The organism is Pseudomonas lalucatii (assembly GCF_018398425.1).
In the GTDB taxonomy this organism is placed as follows: domain Bacteria; phylum Pseudomonadota; class Gammaproteobacteria; order Pseudomonadales; family Pseudomonadaceae; genus Aquipseudomonas; species Aquipseudomonas lalucatii.
Genome location: NZ_JADPMV010000002.1, coordinates 750261 through 773520, shown reverse-complemented (window position 1 = coordinate 773520; position 23260 = coordinate 750261). Strand labels below are relative to the sequence as shown.

General features: G+C 64.7%; 22 protein-coding genes and 1 pseudogene. 20 read left to right on the top strand and 3 right to left on the bottom strand.

Annotated elements, in window-relative coordinates; all coding sequences use genetic code 11:
* Positions 1 to 15 precede the first annotated feature (15 nt).
* The 10 genes from I0D00_RS17020 to gstA all read left to right on the top strand — a co-directional run bounded on the left by I0D00_RS17020 (position 16) and on the right by gstA (position 11305).
* A complete protein-coding gene (locus tag I0D00_RS17020; protein ID WP_213641008.1) occupies positions 16 to 1719 on the top strand; it encodes a DUF1302 domain-containing protein in 1704 nt (567 codons plus the stop codon).
* Between the two features lie 34 nt (positions 1720 to 1753).
* Entirely contained in the window at positions 1754 to 3118 is a 1365-nt protein-coding gene (locus tag I0D00_RS17015) for a DUF1329 domain-containing protein (protein ID WP_213641007.1), read from the top strand.
* Positions 3119 to 3321: 203 nt separating this feature from the next.
* Entirely contained in the window at positions 3322 to 4407 is a 1086-nt protein-coding gene (locus I0D00_RS17010; RefSeq protein ID WP_213641006.1) for a YCF48-related protein, read from the top strand.
* Positions 4404 to 6842, top strand: a complete 2439-nt coding sequence (locus I0D00_RS17005; RefSeq protein WP_213641005.1) for an efflux RND transporter permease subunit — start codon at positions 4404 to 4406, stop codon at positions 6840 to 6842. The genes I0D00_RS17010 and I0D00_RS17005 overlap by 4 nt, the downstream gene beginning before the upstream one ends.
* Positions 6843 to 6897: 55 nt before the next feature.
* Positions 6898 to 8301, top strand: a complete 1404-nt coding sequence (locus I0D00_RS17000) for an aromatic ring-hydroxylating oxygenase subunit alpha (protein WP_338050436.1) — start codon at positions 6898 to 6900, stop codon at positions 8299 to 8301.
* Positions 8301 to 8804 (top strand): aromatic-ring-hydroxylating dioxygenase subunit beta, encoded by a 504-nt coding sequence (locus I0D00_RS16995; protein ID WP_213641004.1) that lies wholly within the window; start codon positions 8301 to 8303, stop codon positions 8802 to 8804. Before I0D00_RS17000 ends, I0D00_RS16995 begins: the two co-directional genes overlap by 1 nt.
* 23 nt (positions 8805 to 8827) lie before the next feature.
* Positions 8828 to 9043 carry a ferredoxin gene (locus I0D00_RS16990; protein ID WP_213641003.1) on the top strand — a complete coding sequence of 72 codons (216 nt, stop codon included), beginning with the start codon at positions 8828 to 8830 and terminating at the stop codon, positions 9041 to 9043.
* Positions 9044 to 9057: 14 nt separating this feature from the next.
* Entirely contained in the window at positions 9058 to 9597 is a 540-nt protein-coding gene (locus I0D00_RS16985) for a VOC family protein (RefSeq protein ID WP_213641002.1), read from the top strand.
* Between the two features lie 31 nt (positions 9598 to 9628).
* The gene (locus tag I0D00_RS16980) at positions 9629 to 10588 is read left to right on the top strand and encodes a VOC family protein (protein WP_213641001.1); all 960 of its coding nucleotides are present in this window, start codon (positions 9629 to 9631) and stop codon (positions 10586 to 10588) included.
* 111 nt (positions 10589 to 10699) lie between these two features.
* Positions 10700 to 11305, top strand: coding sequence for a glutathione transferase GstA (gene gstA, locus I0D00_RS16975; protein ID WP_213641000.1), 606 nt, complete (start codon positions 10700 to 10702; stop codon positions 11303 to 11305).
* Here gstA and I0D00_RS16970 read toward each other — a convergent pair.
* On the bottom strand, positions 11283 to 12494 hold the full coding sequence (locus I0D00_RS16970; RefSeq protein ID WP_213640999.1) for an MFS transporter: 1212 nt from the start codon (positions 12492 to 12494) through the stop codon (positions 11283 to 11285). The two genes, gstA and I0D00_RS16970, sit on opposite strands and share 23 nt — an antisense overlap.
* A gap of 269 nt (positions 12495 to 12763) precedes the next feature.
* Between I0D00_RS16970 and I0D00_RS16965 the strand changes: the two genes are divergently transcribed.
* The 10 genes from I0D00_RS16965 (at position 12764) to mhpE (ending at position 21154) form a co-directional block, all read left to right on the top strand.
* Positions 12764 to 13735 (top strand): VOC family protein, encoded by a 972-nt coding sequence (locus I0D00_RS16965; protein WP_213640998.1) that lies wholly within the window; start codon positions 12764 to 12766, stop codon positions 13733 to 13735.
* Positions 13736 to 13814: 79 nt separating this feature from the next.
* Positions 13815 to 14720 carry an alpha/beta fold hydrolase gene (locus I0D00_RS16960; protein WP_338050435.1) on the top strand — a complete coding sequence of 302 codons (906 nt, stop codon included), beginning with the start codon at positions 13815 to 13817 and terminating at the stop codon, positions 14718 to 14720.
* Positions 14717 to 15157, top strand: coding sequence for a lipocalin-like domain-containing protein (locus I0D00_RS16955; protein ID WP_213640996.1), 441 nt, complete (start codon positions 14717 to 14719; stop codon positions 15155 to 15157). Before I0D00_RS16960 ends, I0D00_RS16955 begins: the two co-directional genes overlap by 4 nt.
* 16 nt (positions 15158 to 15173) lie before the next feature.
* A complete protein-coding gene (locus tag I0D00_RS16950; RefSeq protein WP_213640995.1) occupies positions 15174 to 16004 on the top strand; it encodes an alpha/beta fold hydrolase in 831 nt (276 codons plus the stop codon).
* A gap of 40 nt (positions 16005 to 16044) precedes the next feature.
* A complete protein-coding gene (locus I0D00_RS16945) occupies positions 16045 to 17175 on the top strand; it encodes an FAD-dependent oxidoreductase (protein ID WP_213640994.1) in 1131 nt (376 codons plus the stop codon).
* A 15-nt stretch (positions 17176 to 17190) separates the two neighbouring features.
* The gene (dmpE, locus tag I0D00_RS16940) at positions 17191 to 17979 is read left to right on the top strand and encodes a 2-oxopent-4-enoate hydratase (RefSeq protein ID WP_215730963.1); all 789 of its coding nucleotides are present in this window, start codon (positions 17191 to 17193) and stop codon (positions 17977 to 17979) included.
* A gap of 44 nt (positions 17980 to 18023) precedes the next feature.
* Entirely contained in the window at positions 18024 to 18761 is a 738-nt protein-coding gene (locus I0D00_RS16935; RefSeq protein WP_213640993.1) for a hypothetical protein, read from the top strand.
* A 152-nt stretch (positions 18762 to 18913) separates the two neighbouring features.
* A complete protein-coding gene (locus I0D00_RS16930) occupies positions 18914 to 19135 on the top strand; it encodes a hypothetical protein (protein ID WP_213640992.1) in 222 nt (73 codons plus the stop codon).
* Positions 19136 to 19176: 41 nt separating this feature from the next.
* Positions 19177 to 20115 (top strand): acetaldehyde dehydrogenase (acetylating), encoded by a 939-nt coding sequence (locus tag I0D00_RS16925; protein ID WP_213640991.1) that lies wholly within the window; start codon positions 19177 to 19179, stop codon positions 20113 to 20115.
* A gap of 10 nt (positions 20116 to 20125) precedes the next feature.
* Positions 20126 to 21154, top strand: coding sequence for a 4-hydroxy-2-oxovalerate aldolase (gene mhpE, locus I0D00_RS16920; protein WP_213640990.1), 1029 nt, complete (start codon positions 20126 to 20128; stop codon positions 21152 to 21154).
* Between the two features lie 435 nt (positions 21155 to 21589).
* Here mhpE and I0D00_RS21900 read toward each other — a convergent pair whose 3' ends face one another.
* Together I0D00_RS21900 and I0D00_RS21895 are read right to left on the bottom strand one after the other, a co-directional pair.
* Entirely contained in the window at positions 21590 to 22453 is an 864-nt protein-coding gene (locus I0D00_RS21900; protein WP_420850833.1) for a methyl-accepting chemotaxis protein, read from the bottom strand.
* Positions 22445 to 22696 (bottom strand): annotated as a pseudogene (locus I0D00_RS21895) (HAMP domain-containing protein); the annotation flags it as partial. The pseudogene I0D00_RS21895 and the gene I0D00_RS21900, both read right to left, overlap by 9 nt.
* Positions 22697 to 23260: the final 564 nt, after the last annotated feature.

Sequence of the window (23260 nt, the reverse complement as noted above, 5' to 3'; positions counted from 1 at the left end):
AAAGCAGGTACAGCCATGCAATCGCACGAGAAAAAGAGCATATGTCTGCCAGCGGCCCTGGGCACTGTCCTGGTATTCGGCGCGCTGTCACCCTCGCAGAGCTGGGCGGCCTTCAGTTGGCAGTCGGAAGACGGCCTCAAGGTCGACTGGACCAATTCCCTGCGCTACTCGGCCGTGTTCCGGGTCAAGGAGCGCGAAGGTGAACTGCTGTCCAGCCCGAACCTGGACGACGGCAACCGCAACTTCAGTACCGGCCTGGTTTCCAACCGGGGCGAGCTGTTCAGCGAGCTGGATGTCGTCCACCCGCTCGGCTTCGGTGCGCGGGTTAGCGCAGTGGGTTGGTACGACAGTGTCTACAACCGCGACAACGACAACCCCGGCTTTGCTGGCGGCGCTTTTCCTAGCCAGCTGTCCAGCGCACATGACGAGTTCACCGATTCGACCCGCGACCAGCACGGGCGTCAGATCGAATTGCGCGACGCCTTCGTCTTCGGCCGCATGCAGCTGGGCGACACCGAGCTTTCCGGGCGTCTCGGCCAGCATTCGCTGGTCTGGGGCGAAAGCCTGTTCTTCGCCAACAACGCGGTAGCCGGCGCGCAGAGCCCGTTCGACATCACCCGCCTGCTCGACGACCCGACCGCCGAGGCCAAGGAGTTCGTGCTGCCGGTACCGCAGCTTTCCGCCCAGTGGCAACTGAGCAACAGCCTGACTCTCGGCGCCTACTACCAATTCCGCTACGTGCACAACCGTCTGCCGGCATCGGGTAGCTACCTGTCGGTGTCCGACATCGTCGGCGCCGGCGCCGAGCGCCTGGTGCTGGACCCGGTCAGTGGGCTTTCCGCATTGCGCGAGTCGGACATGGACGCCAGCGACTCCAGGCAGTTCGGTCTGCAGCTGCGCTGGCAAGTCGGCGAATACGACTTGGGCTTCTACGCCTTGCGTTTCCACGACAAGGACCCGCAGATCGTCACGCGCCTAGGCACGCCGTTCGGCTTTCCCGGCCCGGTGCTGCCGACCAGCTACTACCTGGCTTACCACGAGGATACCAAGCTCTATGGCTTCAGCGTCAGTCGCAGCTTCGGCGAGCTGAACCTGGCTATGGAGGCGTCTATCCGCAAGGACCAGTCGCTGGCCACCACCCATGCCGCCGATGCATCGGGGCTGCCGTTCCCTGGCGTACCGGCACCCGCCGACAACCGCGACCGGCCGGCCTATGCGGTGGGCGATACCGCACACATCAACGTGTCGAGTATCTGGACGGTGCCGCGCACGCCGCTGTGGAACGAGGCCAGCCTGGTCGCCGAAGTGGCCTGGACCCGTTTGCTCAAGTGCAAGCAGAACTGCGATGCGCCGGCTCCCGGCCAGGATGCGGCACTCGATCCCAACATCACCCGCGACTCCTGGTCAATGCGTGCGGTGTTCGAGCCCGTGTATCGCCAGGCCCTGGTTGGCTGGGACATCAGTCTGCCAGTCGGCGTCGGTTTCACGCCCGACGGCTCGCGCAATCCGCTTGGTCCTGCGGCGGTTCCGCCGGAGAACGGTGGCGATTTCACCATCGGCATTAGCGGCCTGTACATGAACGCCTGGGACATGAACCTGGCCTACACGCGCTTCTTCGGGCCGTCTGGCAGTTTCCTGGACGACAGCAATTCGTACAGCTACCAGCAGGCACGCCATGACCGCGACTTCGTCGCCTTCACCGTGCGCCGCAGCTTCTGATCCGTCGACTGACAACAAGAAAGAGGAATTCATCATGAACAAGCTTCTTGCCATGGGCCAGAGACTGACGCTGCTGGTCTGCGCCATCGCGTTGCCAAGCCACGCCGCGGTACCGGAAAATCAGGCTCAGCGCCTGCAGAACGGTGAGCTGACCCCCTTCGGTGCCGAGAAGTCCGGCAACGCCGATGGCAGCATCCCCGCCTGGACCGGTGGACTGACCAGCGCGACCGCGGGCGATGTTCCCGGTGGTCGTCGCGGCGATCCGTTTAAGGACGAGAAACCGCTGTTTACCATCACCGCGCAGAACATGGGCGAGCACGCCGAGCACCTCACCGAGGGGGTACAAGCGATGCTGAAGAAGTACCCGGACTTCCGTCTCGACGTTTACCCCAGTCATCGTACGGCCGCTGCGCCGCAGTGGGTGTACGACAATACCCTGGCCAACGCGACCCGTGGCACCCTCGATGACGGAGTACCCAAGGGTGTCTACGGCGGCATTCCCTATCCGCTGCCGCAGAGTGCCGAGGAGGTGATCTGGAACCACGTACTGCGCTGGCGCGGCGCGCGATTCGAGCATTTCAACAACTGGTACCAGATCCTCGCCGACGGTCGTGCGGTTTTGGTCACCGATGCGGTGGTCAACGAACAGCTGCCGTACTACATCGAGAACAGCAACCTGGAGCAGTTCGAGGGCGAAGGCCGGCCGTTCTGGCAGGTGGCGATTCGCAACGAAGGACCGCCCCTGCGCGCGGGTGAGGCGCTGCTGGCCCATGAGTACCTGGATCAGAACAAGCTACAGACCTGGGTTTACCTCAAAGGCCAGCGCCGCGTGCGCAAACTGCCCAATGCCTGCTGCGACACGCCGACGCCGGCCGCGGCTGGGGTGATGACCTTCGATGAGATGTATACCTGGACCGGTCGCCTGGACCGCTTCGACTGGACGCTGATCGGCAAGCAGGAAATGTTCATCCCCTACAATGCCAACCGCCTGCTGCAGCCGAGCAAGGACACCGAGGTGATCAAGGGGCATATCCTCAATCCGGATTATGTGCGCTGGGAGAAGCACCGGGTCTGGGTAGTGGAAGCCAATGTGCGCGCAGATCAACGTCACCAGGCCTCGAAGAGCCGATACTACTGCGACGAGGATACCTGGGTGTGTGTACTGGCCGACCGCTGGGATGCCAAGGGTCAGCTCTGGCGTACCCTCTGGTCGCAGCTGATGGTGGTGCCGGAGCTGCCCGGTACGGCCATCTCCAGCTTCGGCTACAACGACCTGTTGGCCAACACCGCCTTCATGGCCCAGCTGAACAACAGCAAGCCCAAGCACTACGTGCTCAAGGAACCAGGCAACGAGAAGGTGTTTTCGCCTGACGGCCTGGCCGGAAGCAGCGTGCGCTGACTAGCTAGCGATGCAAAAGTGTAACGAGAAGGGGCCGTCAGGCCCCTTTTTTCATTATGGCGGCCAGGCTGGCCCTGCATTTTGTAGATATCTGAATTAGACCCTGGCGTCTAGCTGGGGCATTCGGGCTCTCCATACACTCACTGCCAAGGTGGCCGGCGAGACCGGCCTGAGAACAACAATAAAATCGTGAGGCTGGTTTCATGAGCTGGAATACGCAAAGACTGCGTCACGGCGTACTGGGCTCCCTGCTGGGGGTCATGTCGAGTGTGACGATGGCGGCGCTACCGGCCGCCGACGTGGGTGAGGCACTGGCCAGGCCGGCGCTGACGGCCACTCAAGCTGAACTGGCGCGGGCCGTACTGCTGGGGATCGCACGCAGCGGCGAGCAGCGTCTGGTCGCGGTAGGCGAGCGCGGTCTGGTGCTGTTGTCGGACGATGCCGGGGCGCACTGGCGACAGGCCCAGGTGCCCGTCAGCGTGACCCTGACTGCCGTACGCTTTGTCGGTGCGCGCGGGGCCGCGATTGGTCACGGCGGTGTGGTGCTAACCAGCGAGGATGGCGGCGAAAGCTGGACGCTACGCCTGGATGGTCGCCGCGCTGCCGAACTGGCCTTGGCCGATGCCGAGCAGACTGTCGACGCCAATCTGCTGGGCAACGCCCAGTTGCTGGTGGAGGAGGGCCCGGACAAGCCGCTGCTCGACCTGGATCTGGACGAGCAGGGCCGTCTGCTGGTGGTTGGTGCCTACGGCATGGCGTTCGCCTCCGAGGATTTTGGCCAGAGCTGGAGTTCCTGGATGAGCCGCCTGGAAAACCCCTCCGGGTATCATCTTTACGCCGTGCGGCGAAACGGCGAGCACCTGCTGGTCGCCGGTGAGCGCGGCATCCTGCTGCGTTCCGAGGATGCCGGCGGACGCTTCTCGCGTGTCGAACTGCCATATGCCGGCAGCCTGTTCACCGCCGAGTTGCTGGGCGAGCGGATGGTGGTTGCCGGTCTCAAGGGCAGCTTGCTGTACAGCCGTGATGGCGGCCAGAGCTGGCAGCGCCTGGATAGCGGCAACGGCGCCTCCTTTACCGCCTCGACTCAGGCCGCCGACGGCGCCCTCTATCTGGTCGATCAGGCCGGGCAGGTGTTCGGCTGGCAGCAGGGTAAGCCTGTGCGACGCAGCAGTCAGCCGTTGCCGCCGCTCAACGCCATTCTGTCCCTGGATGCGCAGCGCTTCGTGCTGCTCAGCGGCCTGGGCGGTGTGCTCACCCTAAACACCGCTGAGCAGGAGATCCGGCCATGAACCTGAATGTCCTGCCGAACGGCTGCAAGCCGCAGAACGATTTCGATCCGAGTGCCGGCTCTCTGGTGGAACGGGTGATCTTCAGTCGTCGCCTGCTGGTGCTGCTGCTGTGCGGCCTGCTAACTCTGTTTTTCGCCAGCCAGCTGCGCCATCTGCAGCTATCGGCCAGCTTCGAGAAGATGATCCCGCAAGGGCACGAATACATCCGCAACTTCACCGACCACCAGAACGATCTTGTAGGCCTCGGCAATGCTGTGCGCATTGCCCTGGCCAACCCGCAGGGCAGCATCTACGACCAGCGCTATATGGAGACCCTGCGCGAGTTGCACGACGAAATCTTCCTGCTGCCGGGCGTCAACCGCATGCAGCTGAAGTCGTTGTGGTCGCCTTCGACTCGCTGGGCCGGCGTTACCGTGGAGGGCCTGGAGGGCGGCCCGGTGATTCCGGAGGCCTACGACGGTTCGGCACAAAGCCTGCAGCAGCTCGCCGCCAACCTGGCGCGCTCCGGCGAGATCGGTCGCCTGGTGGCCACTGATTTTGGTTCCACGGTGCTATTCGTGCCGCTGCTGGCGACGGATGCCGAAGGGCGTGCGGTGGATTACGCGGCCCTGGCCGAAACCCTGGAGCAGATGCGCGAGAAATACGAGGCGCGCGGTTACAGCATGCACATCACCGGCTTCGCTAAGCTGGTGGGCGATCTGATCGACGGGGTGCGCAGCGTGCTGTTGTTCTTCGCCATCAGCATCTGTCTGGGCGCAGCGGTGCTCTACTGGTTCACCCGCTGCTGGCGTTCCACCGCGGTGGTGGTGACAGTGTCGCTGGTCGCCGTGGTTTGGCAGCTGGGCGTGCTGCCGACTATGGGCTATGCGCTGGACCCCTACTCGATTCTGGTGCCGTTCCTGGTGTTCGCCATCGGCATGAGCCACGGCTCGCAACTGATGAATGGCACCCTCCAGTCCATCGGGCGTGGTGTGGACAAGCAAATGGCCGCGCAGCAGACCTTCCGCCGCCTGTTCCGCCCCGGCCTGGCGGCGCTGGTGACCGATACAGTTGGTTTTGCCGTGCTGCTGGTGATCGACATCCAGGCGATCCGCGAACTGGCCCTGGCCGCCTCCATCGGCGTCGGCATTTTGATCTTCACCAATCTGATTCTGCTGCCGCTGGTGCTCAGCTACCTGGGCGTCTGCCCGCGTGCGGCGCAACGCAGCCTGCGTGCCGAACAGGCCGAGCAGCAGGGAACGCTGCGTCATCCGCTTTGGCGCCTGCTCGACCGCTTCACCTCTCGGGCCTGGGCGGCCGGCGCCATTGGCTGCGCTCTATTTCTGGCGGCTGGCGGCTTGCTGGTGTCCAAGCAGATCCAGATCGGCGACCTCGATCCGGGCGCCCCGGAGCTGCGTCAGGACAGCCGTTACAACCTTGACGTGGCTTTCCTCAATGCTAACTACGGCGCTTCCAGCGACGTGCTCGCGGTGATGGTGAAGACCCCGCAGGGCTATTGCTCGGCCGCCACTACCTTGAACAAGGTCGATGCCCTGGAGTGGCAGCTGCGCCAACTCGACGGGGTGGAAAGCACCGAGACCCTGGCCTTGCTCAGCCGGCGCATGAGCGCGGCCCTTAACGAGGGCAATCCTAAGTGGTACGACTTCGTGCCCAACCAGTCGATGCTCAACGCCATCACTGCCAGCGCGCCGCGTGGCCTGTACGACGACAGTTGTTCTCTGCTGACCCTGTATGTGTTCCTGACCGACCACAAGGCCGCGACCCTGGCGCGAGTGACCGAGCATGTCGAGCGCTTCGCCATGGCCAACGACGACGACCAGGTGCAGTTTCTCCTGGCTGCCGGAACGGCTGGTATCGAGGCGGCGACCAATAGTGTGGTAGGCGACGCCTGGCGGCAGATGACCTACCTGGTCTATGCGATAGTCGCGCTTCTGACATTGATCGCCTTCCGTTCCTGGCGAGTGGTGGTGGTGGCCCTGCTGCCGCTGATGCTTACCTCGATTCTCGCCGAGGCGCTGATGGTCGGCCTGGGCATGGGCGTGAAGGTGGCGACTCTGCCGGTGATCGCCCTGGGCGTAGGCATCGGCGTCGACTACGCGCTGTACATCCTGTCGGTGCTGCTGACACAGCTGAAGGCTGGGCAGCCCCTGTCACTGGCTTACTACCGCTCGCTGATCTTCACCGGCAAGGTGGTGATGCTGACCGGCATCACCCTGTCCGTCGGCGTGGCCACCTGGTTGGCCAGCCCGATCAAGTTCCAGGCCGACATGGGCGCGCTGCTGGCCTTCATGTTCCTGTGGAACATGCTTGGTGCCCTGGTACTGGTGCCGGCGCTCGCGGCCTTCCTGCTGCAGCCGCGTGGCGTAGCGGCGAAACAACAACCCTGCGCCCGTCTCGATGTGGACGTCACGCTGCTGGAGAAGGCCAGCCGCTAGCCGGCCGACTCCGTGGCTCGAAACGAACAAGAACAAGTAGTGAGGAGAGCAAGCCGTGATCAACTACGATCTGATCTATCCCGGTAACCCGGATCAGTACCTCGACGAGCTCTGTCAGCGCGTCGAGCAGGGCATGGACGAAGGCCTGCTGCCGGTGGAGGTGTTCCGCGACGACAAGGTGTTTCGTGCCGAAATGGAGCGCATCTTCGCGCGCAACTGGATCTTCGTCGTCCACACCTCGGAGATTCCCAACAAGGGCGACTATGTGCTGCGTCGCCTGGGTATCGACAAGGTCATCGTCACCCGCGACGACGACGACCAGATCAATGTCATGCTCAACCACTGCCGCCACCGCGGCACCGAGCTGTGTCATCAGGACAAAGGCAACGTCAAGCACTTCAAGTGCCCCTACCACGGTTGGGTCTATCGCAACAACGGCGACTGGGCCGGTGCCCCCCACCTGAAGGATGCCTACGGCGGCCCGCTGGACAAGAAGGAGTGGGGCCTGCTCAAGGCCGCCAAGGTCGAGGCCATCCACGGTTTCGTCTTCGCCTCGCTGAGCGAGGACGTGCCACCGCTGCGCGAATACCTGGGCGGGGCGGCCTGGATGATGGACGCCATCTTCGGCCTGCACCCGGACGGCATGAAGGTGATCAAGGAGCCGGAACGCTTCGTGGTCAAGGCCGACTGGAAGAGCGGCGCAGAGAACTTCAGCGGCGACGCCTACCACGTCAGCACCGCGCACCTGTCGGCGGCCTTGTCGGAGTTCATCCCCGGCGTCAACCAGGTCAGCAGCATGGCCAGCGGTTACGACTTCGGCAATGGCAACAGCTTCATCGGCCACGCACTGCCTGAGCTGATCGCGCCGATGTTCGACATGTGGGGCTATACCGAGGAGCAGCGCGCTCAGTTCGACCTGTCCAAGCTCGACGAGGTGCAGCTGGAGATGCTTCGCACCGTGCCGCCGACCATCGGCACGATCTTCCCCAACTTCAGCTTCCTGCGCTTCCCGCAGCCTGACGTACCGGGGCAGATGCCAATCCCTTTCACCAGCATCCGCATGTGGCAGCCGGTGGCGCCGGGGGTGATGGAGCTGTGGAACTACGAACTGGAGTACGCCTGCCTGCCCGAGGACTTCCAGGCGCGCGCCTATATGGCCGGGCAGTTCGGCTTCGGTTCCGGCGGTATCTTCGAGCAGGACGACACCGCAGTCTGGGAAGGCATCGCCAAGGTGGCCTCCAGCCCCTGGGCGCGCAGTAAAAGCGTGCGCCTGAATTACCAGCAAAAGCGCAGCGGGCCCGATCCGGACTGGAAAGGGCCGGGCGAATTCCACCGTTCGGTTTACGGCGAGTACAGCCAGGAGCGTTTCTGGCGCCGCTGGGCGAAGGAAATGACCGAAGGCAAGAGCGCCGCCCGTTCGAATGCCGACAAGTGCCTGGGTGAAGGGGAGTGTGAGTGATGAGCAACCTGCACGAGCTGCGTGAAATCGCCAGCGACTTTCTCGCCCGCGAGGCGCTGATTCTCGACGAACGACGCTTCCGCGACTGGTTCGCCCTGCTCGACGACGAGATCGACTACGACGTGCCGATCCGCATCGCCATGCGTACCTATGCCGACGAGTTCCCCGAAGGTGCGTTCCGCATCAAGGACTGCAAGGCGCATATCCAGACACGCATCGCCCGCCTGGAGAGCGACCACGCCTGGGCCGAGGTGCCTCCCTCGCGCACCCTGCGCGTGGTGGGTAGCGTTCTGGTGGAGGCGACCGAGCGCGCCGATGTGATCTCGGTGATCAGCGCCATGATCCTCTATCGCCAGCGCGGTCACGACGATCTCGGTGATGTGATTCCGGTGCGCCGGCACGACTTGCTGCGCGTCACCGACGCCGGCGTTAAGTTGCTCAAGCGCAAGGCGCTGATTACCGAGACGGTGCTGCACACGCCCAATCTCGGCGTTTTCCTGTAACACCAGAGCAAGAGAGACGAGTTATGGCTAGCGAAAAAGTGGAAGTGATCCTGGATACCCAGAAGTGCCAGGGCTACGGCCTGTGTCTGGGCTCCGACGACGTGTTCGAGCTGGATTCGGCGGCCAACATTGCCCATCTGAAGCTGCGCTTCGTCGATATCTCGCGCAAGGACGAGATCGAGCAAGTGGTGCGCGACTGCCCGGCCGGAGCCATCAGCCTGCGTGTCGTGCAGGAATAGAAAAGGAGCGAGCCATGAGTGAGATTGCCAAGAACCTGATCGGCCGCAAGTTCGACCAGATCTGCTTCGTCGTCCCGGATCTCGAGACAGCGATGGACATGTGGAAGAAGACCAACGGCGTCGAGGTGTGGAACGTCGCCTACGACCTGGCCAAGGCGCAGACCGAGAAGGAGTACCGCGGCCGGCCTGGTGATTTCCAGTTCAGCTGTGCCTACGGTTTCGCTGGCGACACCCTGATCGAGTTGGCGCGCCACGATGGCGGCCGTAGCCTGTACCAGGACTGGGTCGAGACCCGCGGCTATGGTCCGCATCACATTGGCTTTCGCCAGACCAGCGCCGAGGAGTACGAGCAGGCGGTGCATCACTACGAGGAGCAGGGCCTGGAGAAGGCCATGGCCGGTTTCTTTCAGGGGCCGTTCGGCAACTGCCGCTGGAGCTACTGGGACACCCGCGAGCAGATCGGCTTTTACACCGAACTGTACTACGTCGATGGCGAGCTGAACGAGCGCATGGCGGCGCTGCGTCGCGGCGAGAACGTCAGCATTACTTCCTAACCCGGCAGTCACTGAAACGGAGCAAAGATTCATGAATATTATCGGACCGGACGCCGTGGTCTTCGGCGTCGACGACGTCGAAGTGGCGGCCAAGTACATGACCGATTTCGGCCTCAAGGCGGTCGGCCAGGTGCGCGACGGCCTGTTGTTCGAGACCTGCGACGGCACCGGGGTGATTATCTGCGCCAGCGACGATCCTGCGCTGCCGCCGCCGCTCAGCCCGACCAACAAGGCACGCAAGATCGTCTACGGTGTGGCCGATGCACAGAGCCTGGAGGAGATCGCTGCCGAGTTGGGTAAGGATCGCGAAGTCAAACGCCTGGCCGACGGCGCCATCGAGTCGCTCGACGACATGGGCATTCCGCTGGTGTTCCAGTTGACTCGCCGTCGCGAGATCGAGATGCCGGTAGAGAAGATCAACGCCCCCGGGGCGCCGTTACAACGCGCGGTCAATGTACTCGGGGTCGACGGTCTCGATGCGTTGCCGGCACCGCGCAGCCTGGGGCACTTCGCCCTGTTCGTGCCGGATGTGGCTGCGGCCGAGAAATTCTACGTCGAGCGCTTACAGTTCCGTGTCAACGACCGTCTCGGCGGCGGGCCGTTCATGCGTTCGAAAGGCACCTACGAACACCACACCATGTTCCTCATCCAGACCCCGCCGCAGCTCAAAGGCGTCGAGCATATGGCCTTCCATCTGGGAGGGCCGAGCGAGGTGATGCAGGCCGGTCACCGTTTCCGCGAGCTGGGTTACTCCAGCTTCTGGGGGCCGGGCCGTCACGGTTTCGGTTCCAACTGGTTCTGGTACTTCGACAGCCCGCTGGGTTGCCGCTTCGAGTACGACGCCGACATGGACAAGTTCGACGACGACTGGGTGCCGCGCGAACTCCCGTTGCATGCCGACAACGCGCAGGCCTACCTGCTGGACATGCTCGAAGAGAATTGGGCGCCGTTCAACGGCCCACGTAAGCCGAGTGGCGGCGCCGCGGCCTGAGCCGCTGCAGCTGCAAGCCGAGGCCCAGGCCTCGGCTTTCTTTTGCCTGGCGTTTTCCGATCGATTCGTCAGCGGCACTTGAAGTGGCCGCGGCCTAGCTGGAGCACCTCGATGAAACTCTTCTACAAAGCCGGCGCCTGTTCGCTCAGCCCGCATATCGCCCTGTACGAAGCTGGTGTGAGCTTCGCGACCGAAGCCGTGGATCTGCAGAGCAAACGTACCGCCGGTGGCGCCGACTACCTGGCGATCAACCCCAAGGGCTATGTGCCGGCACTGCTGTTGGACTCCGGTGAACTGCTCAGCGAAGGGCCGGCCATCGTCCAGTACATCGCCGATCTGGTGCCGGAAAAACACCTGGCGCCGACCAACGGCAGCCTCGAACGCTATCGCCTGCAGGGTTGGCTGAACTTCGTCGGCAGCGAACTACAGAAGTCCTGCGGCGCCTTCTTCAACCCCATGGCCAAGGACGACTGGAAGCGCGCGGCGCGGGTCAATCTGGAGCGGCGCCTGACCCATCTGGACGATCACCTGCAGGATCGTGATTACCTGGTCGGTGAGCGCTTCAGCGTGGCCGACGGTTACCTGTTCACCGCATTGCGCTGGATAGCGCCCATCGGCCTCGATCTGGCCCGCTGGCCTCATTTGTTGGCGTTCTTCCAGCGGATCGGTCAGCGTCCGTCTGTGCGTGCGGCGCTCACTGCCGAGGGATTGGGCTGAATTGACGCCAGCGCGTGTAGGCGCAATAGATCGCCAGCAGCAGTGCCGCGCCGGCGAGCGTCGGCGCGGCGCCCAGGTGCTGGGCGCTAAAACCGACCAGCAGGCCGCCGAGGGCGTCGAAACCGAAGCGGGTGGCGCTGTAGAGTGCGACCACCCGGCCGCGCAGCGCTTCCGGGGCGCTGTTCTGCAGCACGATGTTGCTGCCCAGGTTGTTGCCGGCGATGGCGAAGCCGAGCAATAGCATGGCCGGCAAGGTCAGCCACAGCCGTTCGCTGGCGGCGAGCAGCAGGGCGGCGATGCAAAGCGCCGCGCACAGATGAATCAGTCGGGGCAGGTTGGCCAGAGCGCCCAGGCGCGCCAACAGCAGGCTGGCGAGCAGAGCGCCGAATCCGGCGGCGCTCCACAGCCAGCCTAGGGTGAGGGCATCGCCGGCGAAGGTATCGCGGGCCAATACCGGTAGCAGCACCGCGTAACCGCTCGCGCACAGGTTGACCATCAGCACGCTCTGCAGCAGAGAACGCGCCTCGGGCGCGCCCCGTACATAGTTCAAACCTTCGGCCAATAGGTGGCGCAGCGAGCCCGGGCTGCGCAGTGTCGGCGCCATGCGGATGCGTCGCAAGGCCAGCAGCAGCGGCACGAAACTCAGCGCATTGAAGGCGAAGCACGGCGCTTCGCCGACCAGGCCGAGCAGCAGCCCGGCCAGCAGCGGGCCGAGGAAGCGTGCCAGGGTGAACAGCGTGGCATTGAGCGCCAGGGCATTGGGCAGGTCGTCGTGGGAATCGACCAGGCCGCTGACCAGTGCCAGGCGCAGCGGCGTATCGAGCGCGGTCAGTACGCCGAACAAGGTCGCCAGCAGCACCAGCGCCAGGGGGGTGATCAGCGCGAATGCCGTCAGCGCCGCCAAGGCCACCGCCTGCAGGCACAGCAGAGCCTCCACGACGATCAGCAGATGGCGCTTGTCATGACGGTCGATCCAGGCGCCGACCAGGGGGCCGATCAGCAGCTGTGGCAGCAGCCCCAGGCAACTGACCAGGCCGAGCAGCGCGGCGGAATCGCTCAGCCGATAGACCAGCCAGGCCTGGGCAACCTGCTGGGCCCATAGCCCCAGGGTGGAAATGCCCTGGGCGGCGAAGTACAGGCGGAAGTTGCGATGACGCAGCGCGCGTAGGGCGTCGGGCCAGGCTCGCATGATGGCCCTCTCCAGGCTGAGCAAAGGTGCGCAGCATAGCCCGGCGCATTTGGTTGGAGCCTTGCACCGGATGGATATCTGCCTTGCCCGCAGCTCGCTGGCTCGCTGCGCGAGGCCTTCATAAGATGAACCGCAACAGGGGCGAGGCGCCCCATGAAACGCGTGCCGGTGTTGCCCGGAGGCGACCCCGGGCATGGGCGTGCGGGGTGGCTCTCGTTAACCGGGCGCGCGAGTGACCAAGAGCAATAAGAACGAATAGGTGGATCATCATGGCAGTGGACAAGGGTTTCCGCTTCACCGGCGTCGAGTGCGTCAAGTTTGCCGTCGAGGACCTGGCCGAAGCCTGCCGCTTCGCCGCCGATTGGGGGTTGTCCTACGTGCCGGCCGCCAACCCTGAGGTCAAGCTGTTCCGTACCGTGGACGGCTCGGAGGTCGAGGTGGTCGCGGCCGATCCGGCTGATCCGCGGCGTACGCCCATCGGCGGCGGCAGCGGCTTGTGCGAGCTGGTCTGGGGCGTCGAGGATCAGGCCACGCTGCAGGCGCTGGCCGACGAGCTGGGCAAGGATCGGCGCGCCGAATTCGATGCTGAGGGCGTTTTGCACAGCGTCGATGACCTGGGCATCAACCTGGCTTTTCGCATCGCCCAGCGCAAGGCCTTGCCTTACGACGTGACCCGCTATAACGCGCCGGGCAACGCCGACCGCATCAATCGCCGTGCCCCGGCTTACAAGGTGGCCAAGCCGCGTGAGATCAGCCATGTCGCCATCGGTGTGGACGATGCCGGCCAGGCCTCGCGGTTCTACATCGAGCGCCTGGGATTCCTCATCTCCGACCGCTATGCCGACCGCGGCATCTTCATGCGCTGTTCGCCGGCCGGCAACCACCACCATGTGTTCTTCATGAATGCGCGGGTGCCGGGCACCCGCTTCAATCACCTGGCCTTCAAGGTGCGCGATATCCACGAGGTGATCGGTGGTGGTCAGCACCTCGACGCCCTGGGCTGGAAAACCTTCGCCGGTCCTGGTCGCCATACCATTTCCTCGGCCTGCTTTTGGTATTTCCAGACGCCCTTCGGCGGCTCCTGGGAGTACGCCGCCGACGAGGACATCGTCACCGCCGAGTGGGAGGCACAGGACTTCGCCGCAGTCGCCCACATCTTCTCGGAATGGACCTTCGGCCTGGAGAAATCAGACGGCACCCTCAAGGGGCCGATCTCCGCCAGCAAGGAACAGAAACCCTAAACCCGCAGCTACGTAAGCCCGGTCGCACCCGCAGCGGATGCGGCACGGGCGGTCCTGGCCGCTATTCGAGGAAAACCGTGTGACCACAGCCGCTCAGACGCCCTACTGGATCGAACTGCTGCACAGCCAGGTACGACAGCTTCAAGGCAAGTACCGTACCCGCATCATCGAGGCCGGCTCCGGGCCGGCGCTGCTGTTGCTGCATGGCACCGGCGGCCATGTGGAGAACTACGCGCTGAACATCGCCGAGCTGGCCAAGTATTTCCATGTCGTCGCCCTGGATTTTCTCTGGCACGGCAAGTCGCAGACCGAGGGTTACGACCCGGAGATCATCCCCAACTTGGTCGATCAGGTGGTCGACGTGATGGATCAGCTGGGGCTGGAAAGTGCCTTCGTCGAGGGGCAGTCGCTCGGCGGCTGGGTGGCCATGCAGTTGGCCCTGCGTCACCCCGAGCGGGTGCGCGCGCTGGTGCTGACCACCACCATGGGCTATGCGCCCGATGACGGCGCCATGCCCGGCTATGTCGAGCCGGACTGGGCAAGCAACCTGCAAAGCTCCCTGGAGGTGCTGCGCGATCCCAGCTTCGACAACGTGCGCACGCGCATGGCGCGCATCCTGGCCCGCCCCGAGAGGCTTACCGATGAAGCAGTGATGGTGCGTCAGGCGCTATATCGCCAGCCGGCACTGGCCGCCGTACAGCAACAGTTCATCGCCGAATACCTGGCCGGCAACATCATTCGCAAGCACCTGGTGACCGACGCTCTGGCCCGGCAGATCCGCCAGCCGACCTTGGTTTACTGGGGCGAGCGCAACCGCACACCGCCGGCCCTGGGCGAGCATATCGCCCGCCAGGTGCAGCGAGGCACTTTCCACTGCGCGTCGGATACCGGGCACTGGGCCCAGTTCGAGAGCGCCGCCGAACACAATGACGTCGTGGCCGCCTTCCTCACGGAGCAGCTGCGCGAAGAGGAGACGCGAGCATGAGCGCAACCCCACTCAATCCGGTCGGCCGCTGGGAGGTGATCTCCTGGGAGCAGGCCTTCGACGACGGTCGCCGTGAACTGCCCATGGGCGAACGCCTGCAGGGCTTCATCCAGTACACCGAGAGCGGCCATATGGCCTGCATGATCGCCGCTGCCGAGCGGCCGAACTTCGCCAGCGGCGGGCAGTGGAACGCCAGCGACGCAGAGAAGGCCCAGGCCTACGGCAGCATGCTGGCCTATGGCGGCCGCTACGAGGTGAGCGGCGACACCATCACTCATCTGGTTGACATCAGCCTGTTTCCCAACTGGGTCGGCGGCAGCCAGAAACGCCGCTTCGAACTGGGGGCCGACGGCACCCTGACCCTCAGCGCCCGTCTTGAGGACGGAACCCCGCAAGCCCGCACCGCCCGCCTGGTCTGGCGCCGTGCAGACGCCTGATAGAGAGGAAGCCAGCATGAACAGCCAAGTGAATCCGGAAATCGGTCAGAGTGTTCAGACCGGGGCCATCGTCACCAACTACCACGACATCGGCAGCGGCGAGCCGGTGTTGTTGCTGCACGGCTCCGGGCCGGGCGTCAGCGCCTGGGCCAACTGGCGCCTGAGCATCCAGGCGCTGCAGGGCGAGTTCCGCCTGCTGGCGCCGGACCTGGCCGGCTTCGGCTACAGCCAGGTGCCCGCCGACATCCAGTATTCGCGCCAGCTGTGGCTGGAGCAGATGGTTGCCTTTCTCGACGCCCTGGGTATCGAGCGGGTCAACCTGATCGGAAACTCGTTCGGCGGCTCCATGGCCCTGGCGCTGGCCATCCACCATCCCGAGCGGGTCAACAAGCTGATCCTGATGGGCAGCGTCGGCGTGCCCTTCGAGCTGACGCCCGGCCTCGATGCGGTGTGGGGCTATACCCCCTCCGAGGACAACATGCGCGCCATCATGCGCATCTTCGCCTACGACCAGAAACTGGTCGGCGACGACCTGGTGCGTATGCGCTACGAAGCCAGCAAGCGTGCAGGCGTGCAGGAGGCCTATGCAGCAATGTTCCCGGCACCGCGTCAGCGCTGGGTGGAGGCCATGGCCCATGGCGAGGCCGAGATTCGCGGCATCGGTCACAAGACCCTGCTGGTGCACGGTCGTGACGACCAGGTGATCCCCTTGCAGACCTCGCTGACCCTGCAGCAGTGGATCGACGACAGCCAGTTGCACATCTTTGGTCGCTGCGGCCACTGGACGCAGATCGAACATGCCGCTGCCTTCTGTCAGCTGGTGGCCAACTTCCTCAGGGCCGCCTGATCGGTCCTGCGTACTCGAACAAGAACAAGGAATCCCGCTCATGGCCCTAGCAGTAAAAAAGGCGCTGATCGTCGGCGCCGGCACGGCCGGCATGTCCGCCGCCATCACCCTGCAACGTATCGGCGTCGAAGTCGAGATGATCGACGTCAATCCCAACTGGGGCGCCCTCGGCGCCGGCTTGACCATCACCGGGCCGACCCTGCGTGCGCTGTATCAGCTCGGTGTCTACCCGGACATGGTCGACGAGGCCTATGTCGGCGAAGGCATCCAGGTCTGCGACACCCAGGGCCAGCCGCTGCGCAAGCTGGCCACGCCGATGCCGGAAGGCAGCCCCACCGAGAGTAGCGGCGGCATCATGCGCCCGACCCTGCACGGCATTCTCGCCCGCCATGCGCGCGCCGGCGGCGCGCCGATCCGCCTGGGGCTGACCGTCGATGCGCTGGAGCAGGACGAGGCAGGTGTCGACGTGACCTTCAGCGACGGCAGCCGCGGCCGCTACGACATCGTGCTGGGCTCCGACGGCGTGTTCTCCAAGGTACGCGGGTTGATCTTTCCCGCCGCGCCCAAGCCCGAATACACCGGGCAGAGCTGCTGGCGCCTGTTCCTCGAACGGCCGGCCAGCGTCGAGCGGCGCACCTACTTCCTCGGCGGGCCGCACAAGGTTGGCTTCACCCCGGTATCGGCGACGCACATGTACATGTTCCTGCTCGAACGCACCCCACAGGTGTTCATCCAGCCGGAGCAGTTCCACGGCGAACTGGCCAAACGCCTGGAGGGCTACGGCGGCATTCTCGGCGAAATCCGCGAGGGGCTCGGCGAGAAGGACAACCCGGCGATCAACTTCCGTCCGCTGGAGGCTTTCGTGCTACCCGCGCCCTGGTACCAGGGGCGCGTGCTGCTGATCGGTGACTCCGCACACCCGACCACGCCGCAACTGGCTTCCGGTGCCGGCATGGGTATCGAGGATGCCCTGGTGCTGGCCGAGGAGCTGGCCCTGGCCGACAGCGTCGAGCAAGCCTACGCCCACTTTATGCAGCGCCGCGAGGCTCGCTGTCGCCTGGTAACCGAGTGTTCGATGGAACTAGGTCGTCTGGAACAGGCACGCGCCCCCGTTGAGGCGCAGACCGCTGTGGTCGAGCGTGCCTTGCTGACCTTGAGCGAACCCATCTGAGGCGGAGATCCGAACATGAGCATCGAGCACGCCCTGTTGCACGAAATCGGCGCCGAGCTGCATAACGCGCTGCGCCAGGCCGAGGCCATCGCGCCGCTAACCGAGCGCTACCCGCAACTGACCCTGGAGGACGCCTATGCCATTCAGCAGCAGCTGATCGCCCGGCGTCTGGACGATGGTGAGCGGGTGGTTGGCAAGAAGATCGGCGTGACCAGCCAGGCGGTGATGAACCTGCTGGGTGTCGCCCAGCCGGACTTCGGCATTCTCACCGATGCCATGACCGTCAACTCCGGCGAGGCGATCAGCACAGCCTCGCTGATCCAGCCGAAGGCAGAAGGTGAACTGGCTTTCGTTCTCAAGCACGACCTGATGGGGCCGGGCGTCACCGTGGCCGATGTGCTGCGCGCTACCGAAGGGGTGATGGTCTGTTTTGAGATCGTCGATTCGCGTATCCGCGACTGGAAGATCAAGATCCAGGACACCGTGGCGGACAATGCCTCCTGCGGCGTGTTCGTCCTCAGCGACCGCCTGGTGCCGGTGCAGGACGTGGATCTGAGTCTGTGCGGCATGGTGCTGGAGAAGAACGGCGAGATTGTCGCCACCGGCGCCGGGGCCGCCAGCATGGGCTCGCCAGCGGTGGCGGTGGCCTGGCTGGCAAACACCCTGGGACACCTCGGCATGCCGCTGAAGGCCGGCGAGGTGATCCTCTCCGGCTCCCTCGGGCCGATGATCCCAGTACGGGCTGGCGACAACCTGCGCGTGTCCATCGGCGGCGTCGGCAGCTGCTCGGTACGGTTCGCCTGATCCTTGGCGGGTTGCGCCCCGCTGTGACGCAGAAGGAAGGCGCGATGGCTACTAGAGGGAGGGCACTGCTCTTAGCGGCGCTACTGGCGCTAAGCGGCGGGCATGTAACCGCGAGCGAGGTGTCGGCGGACAGGCTGCAGGCGCTACGCAGCGAGAGCTGGCGCGTGCTGTCGGCGGTACTGTTGGACTACGACGCGCTGGCCGGGCAATTGGCTCTGGAGCAACGAGAACGCCAGCTGGCCAGCCTGGAGGTCATGACCTCGCTGATGAGGGCGCCGAGCCTGGCACCGCTTGCCGGCAAGTTCGCCGCTTTCGCCGATGCCTTGCAGGCCCTGGTCACAGGGGAGGGCAAGGCTTCGCCGCTGGCCATCAATCGTTTGCTCGCGGCCCAGGCTCAGCTGGAGGCCGCCGCCGAACAGTCCTATAGAGACCAGGCCGCCGGCAGTCCGGCGCTCAAGCAGCAGCTGCATCGACTCAGTCTCCGCCAGGGCCAGGTACTGGTGCTGCACCAGATGCGCCCCTACGGCGGTCTGGTCATGCACCCGCGCCTGCCGTTGAACGAGGAGGTGTTGGCCGCCCTGGATCGGCAAATCCTCGACGACATGCAGCGACTGCAGCACGACAGTGTGGCGGCAGAAGGTCAACTCGCTGCGGTGATGCGTAGCTACCGTTTCGTCCGCCCCAAATTGTTCGAGGCCGAACGAGGCCTCGCTGGCCACGGCGTCGACCATTACCTGGGCCGCAACATCCAGCGCCTGGACGAGTTTGCCGCAGGGCTCTAGTCCGCCTGCCGTGTATACCGTTTCAAGATAACTGCTATGCCATGCAGCGTCTGGCTGGCCGGTGAAGGCGGTTCGTATGCTCAACGCCACCCGGATGGTTTCGCGCGTTGCGGCGCTGGGTTTGAACGAACAACAACAATGGAGACCCTGGCATGAACCTCGTAATCAAAGAAGCGATCTTCGCCGGCATCGTTGGCGGTCTGATCGCCGCCATCCTGGCATTCGCCGTCAATCACTTCCTCGTGCCATTCCCGCAGAACGCGTTCGACAACTCGTTGGGCAACGGTATCAGCGGCTTTATCAGCGGCCTGCTGAGCGGCTTCATCGGCGTATTCCTCGCCCTCAGGAAAGTCGCCGCGCCCGCGCGTGGCTGACCGGCACGCTCCCACCTTAGAACATCGATTGGGCTCTAGTTATGAACGCTAAACGCAAAGTAGCCATCGTCGGCTCCGGCAATATCGGTACCGACCTGATGATCAAGATCCTGCGCAATGCGCAGCATTTGGAGATGGGCGCCATGGTCGGCATCGACCCGGCGTCCGACGGTCTGGCGCGCGCAGCACGAATGGGTGTCGCCACCACTCACGAAGGCGTGGAGGGCTTGACTCGCCTGCCGATCTTCGACGAGATCGACTTCGTCTTTGACGCCACCAGTGCGTCTGCTCATGTGCAAAATGACGCCTTGCTGCGGGGGTACAAACCCGGACTGCGCATGATCGACATGACGCCGGCCGCGATAGGCCCCTATTGCGTGCCGGTGGTCAACCTGGAGCAGCACCTGGCGGCGGGCAACGTCAATATGGTCACCTGTGGCGGCCAGGCCACCATTCCTATGGTCGCCGCGGTATCGCGGGTGGCCAAGGTGCACTACGCCGAGATCATCGCCTCGATTGCCAGCAAATCGGCCGGCCCGGGTACTCGCGCTAATATCGACGAGTTCACCGAGACCACCAGCAAGGCCATCGAGGTGATCGGCGGCGCGGCGAAGGGCAAGGCGATCATCGTCATGAACCCGGCCGAGCCGCCGCTGATCATGCGCGACACCGTCTATGTGCTGTCCGAGTTTGCCGATCAGGCGCAGGTCGAGGCCAGCGTCGAGGAAATGGCCGCCGCCGTACAGGCCTATGTGCCGGGTTATCGTCTCAAGCAGCGCGTGCAGTTCGACGTGATTCCCGAGCACGCGCCGCTGCACATCCCCGGGCACGGCGAATTCTCCGGGCTGAAGACCTCGATCTTCCTCGAAGTGGAAGGCGCCGCCCATTACCTGCCGGCCTATGCCGGCAATCTCGACATCATGACCTCCGCCGCGCTGGCTACTGCCGAGCGTATGGCGAAGGCGATGAACAACGCCTGAGGAGACGGACATGACTGCCAAGAAACTCTATATCTCCGACGTCACCCTGCGCGACGGCATGCATGCCATCGGCCACCAATACAGCCTGACCCAGGTGCAAGCCATCGCCCGCGCGCTGGATGCGGCCAAGGTCGACTCCATCGAAGTCGCCCACGGCGACGGCCTGCAGGGTTCCAGCTTCAACTACGGTTTCGGCGCCCATACCGACCTGCAGTGGATCGAGGCGGCCGCCGATGTGGTCACGCACGCCAGGATCGCCACCCTGCTGCTGCCCGGCATCGGCACCATCCATGACCTGAAGAACGCCTACAACGCGGGTGCCCGCGTGGTGCGCGTGGCCACCCATTGCACCGAGGCGGATGTGTCCAAGCAGCACATCGAGTACGCCCGCGAACTGGGCATGGATACCGTCGGCTTCCTGATGATGAGCCATATGCAGACCCCGGAGGGCCTGGCCCAACAGGCTAAGCTGATGGAAAGCTACGGTGCCACCTGCATCTATGTGGTGGACTCCGGCGGAGCGATGAACATGGACGATATTCGCGCACGTTTCCGGGCGGTGAAGGCGGTACTCAAGCCCGAAACCGAGACCGGCATGCATGCTCACCATAATCTGTCGCTCGGCGTGGCCAACTCCATCGCCGCGGTGGAGGAGGGTTGCGACCGTATCGACGCCTCGCTGGCCGGCATGGGCGCCGGCGCTGGCAACGCGCCGCTGGAAGTGTTCATCGCCGCCGCCGATAAGCTCGGCTGGAGCCATGGCACCGATCTCTACGCGTTGATGGACGCTGCCGACGATCTGGTGCGCCCGCTGCAGGACCGGCCGGTGCGGGTCGACCGCGAAACCCTGGCACTGGGTTATGCCGGTGTCTACTCCAGCTTCCTGCGCCACAGCGAAGTAGCCGCTGCCAAGTACGGTCTCAAGGCGGTGGACATCCTGGTCGAGCTGGGCAAGCGGCGCATGGTCGGTGGTCAGGAGGACATGATCGTCGACGTCGCCCTAGATCTACTCGCCGCCCGCGGTGTTCTGCCGACCTGACCGGCACCGGCTCCACTGATGGTGCGGGAGGCTCCTTCCCGTCACCGCGCCCGGCCCCGAGCCGGGCTTTTTTGTTGTTCTCATTGACGGCCAAGGCAATCCGCCACGAATGGAATCGTCATCGGGCATGCCATCCCTTGGTCAGGGTTGGCGAGGTCGAGTCGATCTTTGCGCCTATTTGATTGGTATGTGCTGCGACGATCCCGTCGGCGCCCGCTGCGGTCGCAAGCCGCCACTGCCGTTTGGTCTTGCGCGAGCCGCCTGCGCCGGCGCAGCCAACGTTCGGTTGAGGGGCTCCATTCTGGTGCTTCGGGCAGGATGGTGCTCGCGCCGCGTTGGTATTGACCTTCGCCATCATCCGCAGCCGGTGCATTCGAGCGCAGGGACGAGCGGCGTGCTGGTGGCCCGAGCCTAGGCTGCGAGGCCGCCGGTTACTCAGGTACGAAAACCCGCCACGGCCGCATTCAGGGTGGCGCCGACCTGTTCCAGTTCGCGTACCGAGCCCTCCAGTTGCAGGCTGGCGGCACCGCTTTGTTGGGCAATAGTACGCACTCGCTGCATGCTGTTGCCCACCTGTTCGGCGACTTGGCTCTGCTGCTCGGCGGCCGCGGCGATCTGTTGGCTCATCTGCTCGACGTGCGACACCGCCTGGCTTATCGCCTGCAGTGCGAGCGAGGTTTGTGCGGCCAACTCGACGCTGTCGCGGGTCAACGTCTGGCTACCCTGCAGACGGCTTGCTGCTTTTTCGCTGCCGCGGCGCAACTGCTGGACGATGGCGGCGATCTCCTCGGTGGACGCCTGGGTTCGCTGAGCCAGTTGGCGCACCTCGTCGGCGACTACGGCAAAGCCTCGCCCGTGTTCGCCGGCCCGCGCGGCTTCGATAGCGGCGTTGAGGGCCAGCAGATTGGTCTGCTCGGCGACTGCGTCGATCACCTCCAATACCTGGCCCACGGCGCCGCTATCTTGCAGCAACTGCTGCATGGCATCGCTGCAGCCGACCATCTCGGCGGCCAGTTGGTCGATCTTGGTACCGGCCTGGCGCACCAGTTCGTCGCCTCGCTGCGCCTGGTGCCGGGCCTGGAGCACCGCCTCGCACGCGGCGCCGGCATTGCGCGCTACATCCTGGGCACTGACGGTCATCTGCTGCATGGCGCTGGCCGTCTGCTCGGTTTCGTTGTTCTGCTGCTCGACGCCCTGGGTGGTGCGTTCGACTATCTGAACCACGCTGCTGGCCGTCTGGTTGAGCCGGGCGACATCCTCGCCGATACGCCCTACCAGCGCACGCAGGCTGTCGAGCATGCTGGCGACGCTGTTGCCGAGTTGGCCCAGCTCGTCGCGACGTTGCTGGCGCGCGAACGTTGCGCTGAGGTCGCCGGCGGCGACGCTGCGGGTCAGCTCCAGGGCCTGGTGCAGTGGCTGCACGATCAGTTGGCGGATCAGCCAGCCGGCGCCGATACCGCACGCCAGTGCCAGCAGCAGGATCAGCCCGAGCAGTTGCACGACCTGGCGACTGAGCTGCTGCCAGGCCTGTTCCTGCGCCATGGCCAAGGCCGCCAGGTGAGACTCGACCTGTTCCGCGGCAAGGCGCATGGCGCTTTGGCTGCGTCCTGCCTGCTCGCGGCTGGCGACGAAGTGGCCGAAGGCGACGCGGTACTGTTCCAGCGCCACGCTGGCCTGATCCAGCGACTCGCGCGCGCTTCCCTGCAGCTGCCGAGTCAGGCTGTCCATGTAGGTGAGCAGTTCGGTCATTCGCGTTTCCCAGTCGTCGCGGGCCGGCAGGCTGCCTTCGTGGGCGTAGTGCAGTTCGCTGTCGCGCAGCCTGGCCAGCCTGTCGAGCAGCTGTGCGGCCTGATCCAGCAACATGGCCAGTCTGGGGCTGACCGGTTTGGCTGTATCAGCCAGTTCGTTGAGCGCATCGAGCTGGTCTAGCTGCACGCCGGCGAAACGCTCGCCGAGCGACTGCGCCAGGTCTTGCATGCGGATACGGGCGTCGCGTTCGGCCTGTATGGCCTGGTCGTAGCGTTGAAACTGCGTCAGGTAGTCGCTGGCCATCGCGGAGGCGGCGACCGTCCCGGGCAATGCCTGGCGCTGGCCTTCGAGTAGCGC